The sequence below is a fragment of the Nostoc sp. GT001 genome (assembly GCF_030382115.1).
GTDB lineage: Bacteria > Cyanobacteriota > Cyanobacteriia > Cyanobacteriales > Nostocaceae > Nostoc.
Window position 1 is genome coordinate 5,465,171 of record NZ_JAUDRJ010000003.1, and the last position, 12,373, is coordinate 5,477,543.

The window sequence follows — 12,373 nt, forward strand, 5'->3', positions numbered from 1 at the left end:
GTTGAGCGTTTAACAATAATTCATGAGCATTTCGACTTCTGTGCTGAGTGATCTGCTAAAGTCCCTACCCCACTTGCGGCCCCAGCTATATTTTAAGGCTTCATTAACGGCGCTCTCCCACGCGATGGAAGATCAAGTTTTGGCTGCGACTTTAGCTAAACCCCTTGTAATTGCTAGTTTCCAGCGAGAGCGATTCTACCGCCAAGAAGCTCATCGCTACCAGCGACTTGCTTTGCGAAGTAATCAAATATACGTATTATCTGCTCCAGAAACGGATTTCATCAACAGTTCGGAACACTACGAAAAAGTGGCTTTTGAGCCAACGGATGGCTTAAGTCAGGAGTGGCATTTGGTAGTGATTGCTGACAATTATGCTACTTGTCTGGTTTGCCGAGAAAACCTTGGTTCTCTTGCCAAAAACAAGCAACTACCGGAACTAAGCCCGAATCTGGATATAGACACAGCCCGAAGATTTGAGGGAATTTGGACATCGGAAAGGGGAGTTAGCCTGAAAGCCGCCGAATTGCTGTTAGATAGGATTTTGGTTTACAGACCAGAACTGACAAGTAAAATTCAACAGGCACGTCAAAGGTTTGGCATCGGGGAGCCGCGAAACCAGTCTGGGACAGAACAGGTAAATGAGTATGCCTGTGACATCGATACAGATCCCTTTGTGCAGCGCTTAGTAACTTATTTGCAAGCTAGTCAGTACAAATTGCACAAAGCCTACCGTTCTATTGCTGCCCAAGCACGAAAAGAACGATTAGTCAACTCAATTAGTACTGCTATTCGGCGATCGCTCGATCCTCACGAAGTTCTCCAGGTGGCAGCACAAGAATTAGGGCAACACCTAGAAGCTTGTCGCTGTTTAATTTACCGCGCTCAAGCTACAGATAGCCAAGCCATAATTGAACACGAGTTTTTGAATCCCGGTGTTTTATCTGTTTGTGGGCAAACCTGGGAGTTAGAGAAAAATTCCCTATTTCGGGACATCGTAGAACAAGGCGAAGGTGTTTGTGTAAGCGATACGCTGAGTGACCCCCGCGTTACCAAATCGCCAGGACTTTCCACGATCGCCAAAAAGTTTGCCATTCGTTCTTGGCTGATGGAACCAGTTTTCTATCAAGGGCGATTATTGGGGATTGTGGAGTTACATTACTGCCGAATGCCACCGCACGAGTGCCAACCTGGGGAATTGGATTTGGTAGAAGCGATCGCTACCCAAGTAGGAGCAGCTCTCATCCAAGCGGAAGCTTACGCTAATCTAGAAGAACTTAACCAGCAGCTAGAAGCCCTAGACCGCACCCGCAGCAACCTCATAGCCATCACTGGACACGAACTGCGTACTCCCCTATCCACAATTCAAGTGTGCTTGGAAAGTCTTGCTACCGAACCAGATATGCCCTTGGAATTGCAGCAGGTGATGCTCAACACCGCTCTTTCCGACTCAGAGCGGATGCGAAAACTGGTACAAGATTTTCTTACACTTTCCAACTTGGAAAGCGGGCGGGTGGAATGGCATCCAGAATCCCTCACCTTACAAGAATGTGTCGATTTAGCACTCAGCCGAAATCGCACCCGTTCCTCAATGGAAAAGCAGCCCCAAATCAAGACTCAAATTGCCGAAAACCTACCTTTAGTCAGAGCAGATGGTGATTGGCTAGTCGAAGTGCTGGCAAAACTCATGGACAATGCTTTGAAATTTACGCCACCCCAAGGAGAAATCACGATTGAAGCTATTTACAACAGCCGTCAAATGGTCGAGGTGACTGTAGCTGATAGCGGACGCGGCATTGAACCAAATCGCTTAGAAGTAGTTTTTGACCGCTTCTATCAAGAAGAAGGAGCGCTGCGCCGCACCACTGGCGGGACTGGACTTGGTTTAGCAATTTGCCGTCAAATTGTTAATGGCTGGGGTGGGCAAATTTGGGCAGAGTCAATTGGCAAAGACCAGGGTAGTCAGTTTCACTTCACCATACCGATTGTTCGGAGTAGCCAAGAGGAAAAACGGACAAAAGTCAAGAGTAAATAGGTATTAGTCCTTTGTCATTCGTCGTTGAGAATGGGGCATTGGTTTTTAACAAATGACAAAGAACAAAGGAAAAATGACTAAAAACTGTTACAGTCTATGACGCGATCGCAATATGATCGTGGTTGCGGTGTTAGGATTCCCTAAAAACGTTGAGAGAATCATCTTTATGGCAGAAACACTCTCTGGACAAACCCCGCTATTTGCTGGCAGCACTGGTGGCTTGCTAAACAAAGCAGTAGTTGAAGAAAAGTACGCTATCACTTGGACTAGCCCGAAAGAGCAAGTATTTGAATTGCCTACAGGTGGTGCTGCTGTTATGCGGAAAGGTGAAAACCTGCTGTATATAGCTCGTAAAGAATATGGCATCTTTTTGGGCGGTCAGCAACTTCGCAAACTCAAAATCACAGACTACAAAGTTTACCGGATTTTACCCAACGGAGAAACTACCTTACTTCACCCAGCTGATGGTGTCTTCCCCGAAAAAGTAAATGAAGGTCGTGAAAAAGTGCGTTATGTCCCACGCAGCATTGGGCAAAACCCCAATCCATCACAACTCAAGTTCAGTGGTAAAGCTACCCACGACGTATAGGGACTAGGCATTGGGGACGGAGAGCAGAGGAGCAGAGGAGCAGAGGAGCAGGGGGGAAAGTTACAGCAAATATTTCCCCTCTGCGCCCTATTACCTCTGCCCCTCTGCTTCTTGTACCCCATGCCCTTCAGGAGTGCTGAGTTAGGAGTTATTATTTCTCCTCTGCTCCTCGTTCACTGAGCGTAGTCGTTGGCGTTCGCGTTAGCGTCTCTGAAAGAGAAGCCTCTCGTAGAGAAGTGCTGCTCCTCTGCCCCTCTGCTTCTTATGCCCCATCCCTAAGCAATTTATGGTATTCCCCGATTTCTCCGAATTTTCTCAACTAGCTCTACAAGGCAACTTCGTCCCCGTATATCAAGAATGGGTGGCGGACTTAGATACGCCTGTATCCGCTTGGTATAAAGTTTGTGCGGGTCAGCCTTATAGCTTTTTGTTGGAATCGATAGAAGGTGGGGAAAAGCTGGGACGCTATAGTTTAGTGGGCTGCGATCCGGTGTGGGTTTTGGAAGCAAGAGGCGATCGCACGACTCAGAAAAACCGCGATGGTTCGCAGGTGGTTTTTGCTGGCGATCCTTTTACAGCTTTAGCCGAATGTTTAGCACCTTATCACCCAGTGAAATTACCACAGCTACCACCAGGAATTGGCGGTTTGTTTGGGTTTTGGGGCTATGAATTGATTCAGTGGATTGAGCCGCGTGTGCCAATTTATCCACCAGATGAGCGTAATATACCTGATGGATTGTGGATGCAGGTAGACCACTTATTGATTTTTGACCAGGTGAAGCGGAAAATTTGGGCGATCGCTTATGCTGATTTACGCGACCCGAATGTAGATTTAAAAGCAGCATATCAACAAGCTGGCGATCGCGTCACCCAAATGCTTGAAAAGCTATCTCTACCCCTATCGCCGGAAAAAACTCGATTGGAATGGAAGCCACCTGGAAGCAGAGGAGCAGAGGCGCAGGGGAGCAGCACTTCTCTACGAGAGGCTTCTCTTTCAGAGACGCTAACGCGAACGCCAACGACTACGCTCAGTGAACGAGGCGCAGAGGAGTATAAGAGTAATTTTACCCGCCCTGATTTTTGTGCCAGCGTTGAAAAGGCAAAAGATTACATTAAAGCGGGTGATATTTTTCAAGTAGTAATTTCTCAGCGACTATCAACAACATACACAGGCGACCCTTTTGCCCTTTACCGGTCGCTACGTCAGATAAATCCTTCGCCTTACATGGCTTACTTTAACTTCCAAGATTGGCAAATTATCGGTTCCAGTCCTGAAGTGATGGTGAAAGCTGAAACGGATTCAGATGGTGGAGTAATAGCGACAGTACGCCCAATTGCTGGGACGCGTCCGCGAGGTAAAACCACTAAGGAAGATGCAGCCTTCGCTGAAGATTTACTCCAAGATCCCAAAGAAATTGCCGAACACGTGATGCTTGTAGATTTAGGGCGGAATGATTTGGGGCGTGTTTGTCAGAGTGGTAGCGTCAAAGTTGATGAGTTAATGGTGGTTGAGCGCTACTCCCATGTAATGCACATTGTTAGCAATGTTGTGGGTAAATTAGCAATTGGTAAAACAGCATGGGATTTACTGAAAGCTTCCTTCCCAGCAGGTACGGTAAGCGGCGCACCCAAGATTAGGGCGATGGAAATTATCCACGAGTTAGAGTCTAGCCGTCGGGGTGTTTATTCTGGTGTGTATGGATATTACGATTTTGAAGGGCAATTAAATACTGCGATCGCAATTCGCACAATGGTAGTGCATGATAATACCGTCAGCGTACAAGCTAGGTGCAGGTTTGGTAGCTGATTCTGAGCCAGAAAAAGAATACGAAGAGACGCTGAATAAAGCTAGAGGTCTATTAGAGGCGATTCGTTGTTTGCGTTGAAGTAGTGAATAGCGCACAGGTTAGAGGCGACAGATATTTCCTGTAATCTGTCACCTCTCCTCTAACACCAATGCTTTTTTCTACCTGTTATAGTTCCTTTCGCATACAATTAATTGCACACTGATTTTTATTGCTTAATTGTAAAACCGGGCTTGATATAAGTACAGTAACAGTTCGATCTGCGGTATGAGCATCCAGACCAGACTTTAAAAGTTGATGTACCAATACCCTTCTATTTTGAATTACATAGGTTTTACTTTGAACAGCAAGATGTTTGGAAACGATTTGTGCTACTTCTAAACCCACGTATCCACAATATCGCGATAAATTGGGAAGCTTTATAAATCCAATCAACATCAAACTTTTTCCAAAGCTAAATAGAGTTTTTAAACTTATTGAAAATTTAAAAGAAGTCCTGGTATACAAATCCAAGACCTCTATTGAAGTTACTACACACTAGAAATGAACAAACTTACTTATCCTAATTGGCTGAAGTAAATAGCCCAAGTAATTCCAGTTACTCCAATTGCAATTAAAAGGTTAGTGAAAAATCTGCCGAACTCAATTTCTTGTCCCAGTCCTTTATCATCTTGACCGACAGTAAAAAACAATGACCAGGCTTGATTTGCATTGATAGTCTCAAAGTTGTTGAAAGCAGGTCTAAAAACAACGGGTCCAATCAAATCCTTTTTGGGATAATCAAAATCGGTTTTCATAAGTAAGTTTGCCTCTAAATTGCTTTATTCGTCAAGTGAAGAAAATTAAGAAATCTCAAAGTGTCTTCTTTAAAGGCTGGTTAGCCATCCAATCAAACCGTGTCCGGTCATGACTTCTACAACTATGAGTGAAACAAAAGCAAGCATTGCCAAACGCCCATTGAGTTTTTCGGCATATTTGGTGAATCCTATCTGTGGGGTTTCATCAACATAAACTTTGGGTTCAATCGCAAATCTATTGATTTGACTGCGTTCGTTAATGGTAAAGCCTTTACTTGCCATTTTTGACTCTTTGTTTTGCTCTCTGTAAAAAAATATTAACTATTGTAAATATTTTATGCAACTACTTGACATAAAAATAAAAGTAGTGAGAACCGTACTCAGTGAGTAGGATATTTCGGATTTGTGCGAGAACTAGGCAATGTCTAGAAATCGGCTCAATACAGTTCGGTTCAGGCAAGAGACGCGATGAATCGCCGTCAAGACGAAAGACTGATTATTGTAGAGACGGCAATTTATCGCGTCTTTAGCGATCTGGAATTTTCATCAAAAAATTTTAACCGAACCATATTGACAGTAGGCTGTGACGCTTGTGATGTTTGATAGCGAATAGGTTCAGCTAAGGATTATGGAAATTTGATGCACACAAAAGTACCAATTGCATTAAATTAAACATCAGAAAAAATTATTATTTATATAATCAGAAGCTATCAATGTATAACTGAGAAGGTATTGNNNATTTGTAACGAACTTGTTATGTTTCTTTACATAAAGATATAAAAGCAACATCAATGCGTTAAACCACCGNNNATCAAGGCTTTCTAAATAACCATGCAGTTGAGGCTGCAATGTGCTTTGCCAAGTATCTAAACTCAACGGCAACAGCATCACTATGCCTTTATTAAAGCATCGATGTCTACAACAGACTTTNNNGTGATGCCAAAANNNCTGAGTGCCTTTATTAACAATTGAACGCATTTCTCCTCTGTCTTTGCACATTTAATTTTTCACATTTCGGTAGAACTGTAATTTTCTTTTTGGAATTTCTGCTATGTCTTTTACCATCCAGTCGGCTCAAAGTATTTTTCCCGGCACTCTAGTTGCTGACGTTGTTCCAACCGTCGTCGAATCATTCTCTAAGCTCAATGCTGAAGACCAACTAGCATTACTTTGGTTTGCTTATACAGAGATGGGTAGAAGTATTACAGTTGCGGCTCCTGGGGCAGCCAACATGATCCTTGCACAAGGCTTACTCGAACAAATTAAGCAGATGCCTTTTGAGGCTCAAACGCAAGTCATGTATGATTTGGCTAACCGTGCTGATACTCCTCTGTGCCGTTCTTATGCATCCTTCACCGTGAATATCAAGTTGGGCTTTTGGTATCAGTTAGGAGAATGGATGGCTCAGGGAATCGTTGCTCCAATCCCACCAGGTTACAAGCTTTCTTCTAAAGCTGCCGATGTGTTACAAGCCATCCGCAATGCAGATTCAGGTCAACAAATTACCATCCTACGCAATACCGTAATTAGCATGGGATTCGATCCGAATGCTCCTGGTAGTTACAAAAAAGTCTCGGAGCCAGTAGCTCCTCCCACTGCACCAGCATTTCGGACTAAAGTCACCATTGAAGGTATCAACAATCCTACGGTACTTGGCTATATCAACAACATGAATGCCAATGACTTTGATGCTGCGGTTTCTCTGTTTCGTTCCGAAGGTGCTTTGCAACCTCCCTTTGAAAGACCAATTGTTGGTCAAGACGCAATTCGCGCTTATATGCGTGAAGAATGCCAGGGATTGAAGATGCTCCCAGAGCGCGGCGTATCTGAGCCTGTGGAAGATGGCTATACCCAAGTTAAAGTTACAGGCAAAGTCCAAACCCCTTGGTTCGGAGCCAGCGTGGGCATGAATATTGCATGGCGCTTTTTGATAGATCCCCAAGGCAAAATCTTCTTTGTAGCGATTGACTTGTTGGCTTCTCCTAAAGAACTGCTGAACCTAGTACGTAAATAGAGGGCTAGATTAGTTGCTGCTTAAGCGTGGATGAGGCTTAGCCCGTCGTAGACATCGCCACGCTTAAGCAAAAGAAACTGATAGCAGCTTCTTTAGTATCTTAATGTTGCGATCGCTATTGAAAAAAACCGATTCATCAGCGATATTTTAAAAAATTGTTAAATAGTTTTAAGGTGGATGCGGAGTTTTCTAAAGTCGCAAAATATACTAAATTGCAATAAGTATACTGACTTCTAGAACTTTTCTTGCTTAAAAGTATCTCAACTATTTTTTACTTGTTTATATTTAAATAACAATATATCTTTGGATAGAGTAATAATTTATTCATCTACCAAGAGTAATAAATTATCAATGACTTTTTTCAATTCCTCTGAGCCGCTCCTGCGTGACAAACAGCAAGAGCTAGATTTTCAAGATATTCAAGGTTTAGTCTGTCTCAACTACCAAATTGGAAATTTCATCCTCTTTTCAAAGTTTTATACTCGCGTCGACCAAGCATTTATTCTCTGGGGACTAATTTCATCTGGAATTTTCGTAACTGCTCAGTTTCTACCCATTAGCTGGAGTAGCCAAGCTATTTTGTGGTCAGTGCTTACCTTATTGGGTGCAGTTGGCATGGTAAGTTTAACTTGGTTTTGGGCAACTGTAGAACAGCTACGCTGGGTTGTTTATAGCTGGGCGATTTTAATCTTAATGGGTTTAATCTTGACCGATCTAAGTATTTTTTTGGGGTGGGGAGAGGTGTTGATCCGTTTGTGTCCACTGTGGTTAGGATTAAGTGCCATCGGCTACCTTTGCACCGGGATAGGAATGCGTTCACGCACATTTATTCTGATGGGGTTTATTCATTTGCTGGGAATTTTAGTTTTACCATACTGCGGTGTCATGCAATTTCTCTCAACGGGGCTAATTATGACCGTGAGTTTACTGTTACTAGCAGAATTACAATGGGATATGCAATCTTCAAGTGATTACAACCAATTAACACCACAACAAAAGCAGTTTAACCAAGTACAGTCCCAACGGCGTCAAATGAGCGGCTAGAGTTAATAAAGAATTAAAATCTTACTTTAGATACGCCTGTATAGCCAATATAGCTCTCTCTCTTGGCTAGTTAGTATTCCTACCCTAGAGAGAGGGTTTTTTAGAGAAGGGTTAGTTATTGTAGTTAGTGATAAGAAACAACACTGTATGGGTGTTATGCCGCTGTGATCCATTATCAGACATCCAAGGAGAGCGATCGCAGATGTTTGAACAGTGTAAATCAATCAAAACCTTGACGGTGTGGAGTTTTTGTCGCTTCCTCCACTTTATTATCACTGAAGGGAAGGTTAAATTCTTTATCAGAGCGGTCTAAGGTGTTAAACGTCTGGTGTTTTTTATGTTACAAGTTAGTTTTGATACTCCAATATCCTTGATTCAAAATAAATTAAGGATATTAGAGTTTCACATCTAATGTAACTATCTGTTAGTTGGCGTTTGTGTATCAAAATATTCACGCCAACGACTAATTTGACTATCTCTAAAATCTACAACAATTACGTCATCAGCTTTATTACGATGACCTGTCGCTTTTTCTGTATCTTCGTAGTACCACTCTACTGCTGCCTGATTTGCTCCAATGATAATCCGTTGGATGTCTATTTTAACATCTGAATACTCTTGTTTAAAATTGGCAAGTCCTTCTCGAATTCTTTCTTGCCCCCGCCAGCATTGACCAGGTATGATTAGTTCTCCATCAACTGTAAACAATTGTGCAAGAGCATCGATATCTTGAGCAACCCATGCATCTTTAGCTTTTTCTATTAATATCTGGATATCTTGTTGGTTCATAGACTGACTGGCAAATAAAGGTGTGCTAAAAGTTAAGCTAACAAATATAGTTCCTAACACTAGCCATTGAGATAGCCAAAGCATCTAGATTTTTCTACCCTCTAAAGTATCAAGCTTATAGAGCATTAGTAAAATTTAACCAGAAGTTGTGTGGTGCGATCGCACCTGCGAAAAGTCAGGTTTTGATTGGATGCAGAATATCTGTAATGTTGATGTTAATTCTACAGCCAAAACTGGCGATCGCCTTCCATCTGGCTAGGACGAATACCTTGCAAACGTAGATAAGCCATGCGATCAGATCCATATAATGGCATAGGTAAGCGAGGTTCTTTTAAAGCTCCATGATGCAATAACGTAAGTTTTAGAGTAGTTTCTAAAACACTTTCTATTGAGATTTGGTGTCCTTTCTCATGAATTGTTAAACGTATAGGACGAGCCAAACCAACTTTATCAGGAACTTTAGTTGTTACCAGAATTGCTTCACGAGATGATAAACGAAGTCCTAAGCCTTGTGAAGGTGCTATGACAACTTTTTGTTTTAAGTTATACAGTCGAGGAATACCAGACTTTTTACATTCCACCAAAATAAACTTAGCTCCTATTGCCTTAGCTCTATCTACTAAATAATCAGCTTCATTCCCAACAAAGGAACCATCACGATAAATTAAGACTGTTTTGTTTGCTAATTCAGCAGCAGGTAGTAATCGCTCCAATAGTTTAGGTGGTATTTCTTCACCATCAATTAAATCATCTTCTAGTTGATAACGAACAAACTCCCCTTGTTTGCCATAGAGACGTATACTAGCACAGGCATTTCTTGTACCTGCTTGCTTTTTTTGNGAAATTCTAGAAACATCCAAGCCAATAAAATAATCAGCATCTTTTAAGTTTTCGGCTAGAACGAAAGGCAAATTACCTAACTTTGCTAGAATTCCAGGAATTACCTGATTCAAGATATACTGATAATTTCCAGGCTTATTCAAAGTATCTTCATAAATCATTTGGCTAGCAATTTGACGGCGGAGTAATAAAGAGTATATTTGATGGTAAAAACTTCCCTCATTTGTATCATCATCAAGACGATCGCTTTGAGGTAAAAAAGTTACAATAATGTCGTGTGGTATCTCAATTAATTCATTAACTTTCTTCTCAACTTCTGCTCTTGCCTCAGTCTTAGTCAGGTTATCCAGTGACAAAGGTTGCTTAGTAATAACTTCACTTTTAAATCCATATAGTTCCAGACGCTGCTTAAGTAATTTCAGGAACGGATCTACTTTTAAATCACAAAGCTTGAGTGCTGCAATGTGAATCACTTTGGATTTATCTTTAAAATCAGGGTGTCGGCGATAAACTCCACCTTTTTTAAGACCATTTAGAACATCACTTCTTTTGGTTATAAAGTTATTACCAAAAAGTAGAGGAGTTTCCTCTATAGGAAATTCAGGTTTCCAGAATAAATTTGGATGTTGAATGCTATTGATACTACGTTCTAGTTGAATTCCATAAGTAATTAAAGCGTCTGTTGCTATTTTTTTATAAGATGCCAAAAGACTTGTTCTGTCTTGATGCGAAATTTTAGTAGCCTTAAGTAGCTTTCCGTATTCAACTTCAAATTGATCGGCTGTGGCAGATGTAATACTGGGACGTAAAGCTGCCATAGCATAGTGAAACTGTTTTGTATCTTTACCGAACTGTACAGCAACAACAGGTTGATCTTTTGGGGCATCTCGTAGTGCTTGTTTACTGGTTGAGCCAGTAGCTTTTGCTAAGAGTTCATCTCTATGCTCTTCGATAGTTCCAATAATACCGACAATTGTTGCGTTACTACCTCGTTCAATTTCTTGAACTTTTAAACCAATTAAAAGCTGTTCTGAATTTTGTCGTTGAGGATGTTTTTCGTAGAAATCAGCCAAATTATCACGAAACACAATGCTACTGCACACTGTCAAACTAAGAGCAGGTTGAAACTCACCTTGTAATTCGATAATTTCTGACCAAAAATCTGGTTCTCTTTTGACCATAACTCCATTATCAGACAGAACAATTGGAGAATTAAATTTGGTTTTATTCAAAACTTGAATAGCTAACATAGAATAAATAAAAGATGTAGGTTGAGGCTGACGTACTGATTGAAAACCGAATAAGCGTTCCTTAAAATCTTCTACTTCATTTTGAATGCTTTTCAGTGCATCTTGTAATTCTTCTTTGCTAGGTAAATCTTTATGAGATGCTGCCAAAATCCAAAAGTAAGGCTTGTACCATATAACAACAGTCTCAGGTAATTTTCGACTAAAATGATAGCTCAATCGGTTGCCATCTTTTTTGTCAATTTCAGGTGTTAGCCGAAAACACATTAACTTAAGCTGTAAAATTTTGATTGGAAAAACTTCACTAAAAGAGGTATAAGTTTGGGTAGGTGCAATAGCAACAGTCATGCAGAAACCTCCAATAAATGGAATTTACAAATTGACGTGAATTGACAATTTCGACAGGGTATTCCAGGATTAGCAGGAAATATTTCAGCAAATGCAGATGGATTTTGCTTGTAACGGTCCAATTCTTTTTGATGTTCTTGAGCTATTTGAGCTAATTTAGATTGAATTGCCTTGAGTTGAGCATCAGTGGCGGTAATTGGCTCAGACCATTTACTAGTTTCCAAGTTATAAAATGAAGCAACAGCTTTTTGTCCAGGGAACATATAAGTAGCTGCCAGCAGGTAGACAAACGCTTGTCGCCTATCAAAATTAGATGTGCCTGTTTTGAAATCTAAAATGTGCAGTCTCTTGTCTGATTCAATAAAAATGCAGTCAAGAGCTACAAACAAGTTAAAAAAATAATTACCTTGCTGAATCAGAATTGGCTCTGGAATTCCTTCATCACCTCGACTAAGCTTGATGATTTTTTTTTCACAGAGAATTGGTTCCTGATAGTAGTTGGTCAAAATTTTAATAACTCGCTGCTTAACTTCTATAGGCTCTTGGTCTAATCTCAGCTTCTCTGCTACTATCTCTACACCATCTAATTGGTGCAATAGTTGAATATTTTGGTGAAATTCGTAAATGCCCTTCTGTGCCTGCAAACCGATATATTGAGGAATAGTGTCTTGCTCCAACAGCGCTTTAACTAATGATTCTTTTTTTCGCGCTCTGGAAAAACCTCGTTTCATATCACAATGCCAATATTCTTGCCCAACAGATGAAGCGAACTGTGACCAAATGTTAAAGCTCACATACGGCCGCCACACCATAATTTGTATCCTTTTTAGTTCTGTTGATTTTTTATTCAACTACACCCTAACGTGTA

General features: G+C 41.1%; 10 protein-coding genes and 1 pseudogene. 6 read left to right on the top strand and 5 right to left on the bottom strand.

The features are described 5' to 3' along the window. The first annotated feature begins 22 nt into the window (after positions 1-22). The 3 genes and pseudogenes from QUD05_RS26005 (at position 23) to QUD05_RS26015 (ending at position 4,507) form a co-directional block, all read left to right on the top strand. Positions 23-2,032, top strand: coding sequence for a DICT sensory domain-containing protein (locus QUD05_RS26005; RefSeq protein WP_289798608.1), 2,010 nt, complete (start codon positions 23-25; stop codon positions 2,030-2,032). Positions 2,033-2,198: 166 nt separating this feature from the next. After that, entirely contained in the window at positions 2,199-2,621 is a 423-nt protein-coding gene (locus tag QUD05_RS26010; protein WP_289798609.1) for a photosystem I reaction center subunit II PsaD, read from the top strand. Between the two features lie 286 nt (positions 2,622-2,907). After that, a pseudogene (locus tag QUD05_RS26015) lies at positions 2,908-4,507 on the top strand (anthranilate synthase component I family protein). Positions 4,508-4,983: 476 nt separating this feature from the next. On the opposite strand, the gene QUD05_RS26020 reads toward QUD05_RS26015, so the two are convergent. Together QUD05_RS26020 and QUD05_RS26025 are read right to left on the bottom strand one after the other, a co-directional pair. Continuing rightward, positions 4,984-5,223 carry a hypothetical protein gene (locus QUD05_RS26020; protein ID WP_289798610.1) on the bottom strand — a complete coding sequence of 80 codons (240 nt, stop codon included), beginning with the start codon at positions 5,221-5,223 and terminating at the stop codon, positions 4,984-4,986. Between the two features lie 69 nt (positions 5,224-5,292). Next, positions 5,293-5,505, bottom strand: a complete 213-nt coding sequence (locus QUD05_RS26025; protein WP_289798611.1) for a CAB/ELIP/HLIP family chlorophyll-binding protein — start codon at positions 5,503-5,505, stop codon at positions 5,293-5,295. Between the two features lie 186 nt (positions 5,506-5,691). Here QUD05_RS26025 and QUD05_RS26030 point away from each other — a divergent pair, with 186 nt between their 5' ends. The 3 genes from QUD05_RS26030 to QUD05_RS26040 all read left to right on the top strand — a co-directional run bounded on the left by QUD05_RS26030 (position 5,692) and on the right by QUD05_RS26040 (position 8,281). Further along, complete coding sequence (locus QUD05_RS26030; protein ID WP_289798612.1) at positions 5,692-5,826, top strand: hypothetical protein; 135 nt, start codon at positions 5,692-5,694, stop codon at positions 5,824-5,826. 448 nt (positions 5,827-6,274) lie between these two features. Next, positions 6,275-7,237, top strand: coding sequence for an orange carotenoid protein N-terminal domain-containing protein (locus QUD05_RS26035; RefSeq protein ID WP_289798613.1), 963 nt, complete (start codon positions 6,275-6,277; stop codon positions 7,235-7,237). 351 nt (positions 7,238-7,588) lie between these two features. Beyond that, positions 7,589-8,281, top strand: coding sequence for a hypothetical protein (locus QUD05_RS26040; protein ID WP_289798614.1), 693 nt, complete (start codon positions 7,589-7,591; stop codon positions 8,279-8,281). 417 nt (positions 8,282-8,698) lie between these two features. Here the strand turns inward: QUD05_RS26040 and QUD05_RS26045 are convergent, their stop codons facing one another. From QUD05_RS26045 to QUD05_RS26055, 3 genes are all read right to left on the bottom strand, one after another. After that, positions 8,699-9,154 carry a nuclear transport factor 2 family protein gene (locus QUD05_RS26045; protein ID WP_289798615.1) on the bottom strand — a complete coding sequence of 152 codons (456 nt, stop codon included), beginning with the start codon at positions 9,152-9,154 and terminating at the stop codon, positions 8,699-8,701. 137 nt (positions 9,155-9,291) lie between these two features. After that, on the bottom strand, positions 9,292-11,505 hold the full coding sequence (locus tag QUD05_RS26050) for a Piwi domain-containing protein (protein ID WP_289798616.1): 2,214 nt from the start codon (positions 11,503-11,505) through the stop codon (positions 9,292-9,294). After that, positions 11,502-12,317, bottom strand: a complete 816-nt coding sequence (locus QUD05_RS26055; protein ID WP_289798617.1) for a PD-(D/E)XK nuclease family protein — start codon at positions 12,315-12,317, stop codon at positions 11,502-11,504. The genes QUD05_RS26050 and QUD05_RS26055 overlap by 4 nt, the downstream gene beginning before the upstream one ends. Between the last annotated feature and the right edge of the window lie 56 nt (positions 12,318-12,373).

What these genes read in the sequence shown, in the direction of transcription:
- QUD05_RS26025 (WP_289798611.1), bottom strand. Translation starts at nt 5,505, where the DNA reads ATGGCAAGTAAAGGCTTTACCATTAACGAACGCAGTCAAATCAATAGA.
- QUD05_RS26010 (WP_289798609.1), top strand. Translation starts at nt 2,199, where the DNA reads ATGGCAGAAACACTCTCTGGACAAACCCCGCTATTTGCTGGCAGCACT.
- QUD05_RS26005 (WP_289798608.1), top strand. Translation starts at nt 23, where the DNA reads ATGAGCATTTCGACTTCTGTGCTGAGTGATCTGCTAAAGTCCCTACCC.
- QUD05_RS26020 (WP_289798610.1), bottom strand. Translation starts at nt 5,223, where the DNA reads ATGAAAACCGATTTTGATTATCCCAAAAAGGATTTGATTGGACCCGTT.
- QUD05_RS26030 (WP_289798612.1), top strand. Translation starts at nt 5,692, where the DNA reads ATGAATCGCCGTCAAGACGAAAGACTGATTATTGTAGAGACGGCAATT.
- QUD05_RS26055 (WP_289798617.1), bottom strand. Translation starts at nt 12,317, where the DNA reads ATGGTGTGGCGGCCGTATGTGAGCTTTAACATTTGGTCACAGTTCGCT.
- QUD05_RS26035 (WP_289798613.1), top strand. Translation starts at nt 6,275, where the DNA reads ATGTCTTTTACCATCCAGTCGGCTCAAAGTATTTTTCCCGGCACTCTA.
- QUD05_RS26045 (WP_289798615.1), bottom strand. Translation starts at nt 9,154, where the DNA reads ATGCTTTGGCTATCTCAATGGCTAGTGTTAGGAACTATATTTGTTAGC.
- QUD05_RS26040 (WP_289798614.1), top strand. Translation starts at nt 7,589, where the DNA reads ATGACTTTTTTCAATTCCTCTGAGCCGCTCCTGCGTGACAAACAGCAA.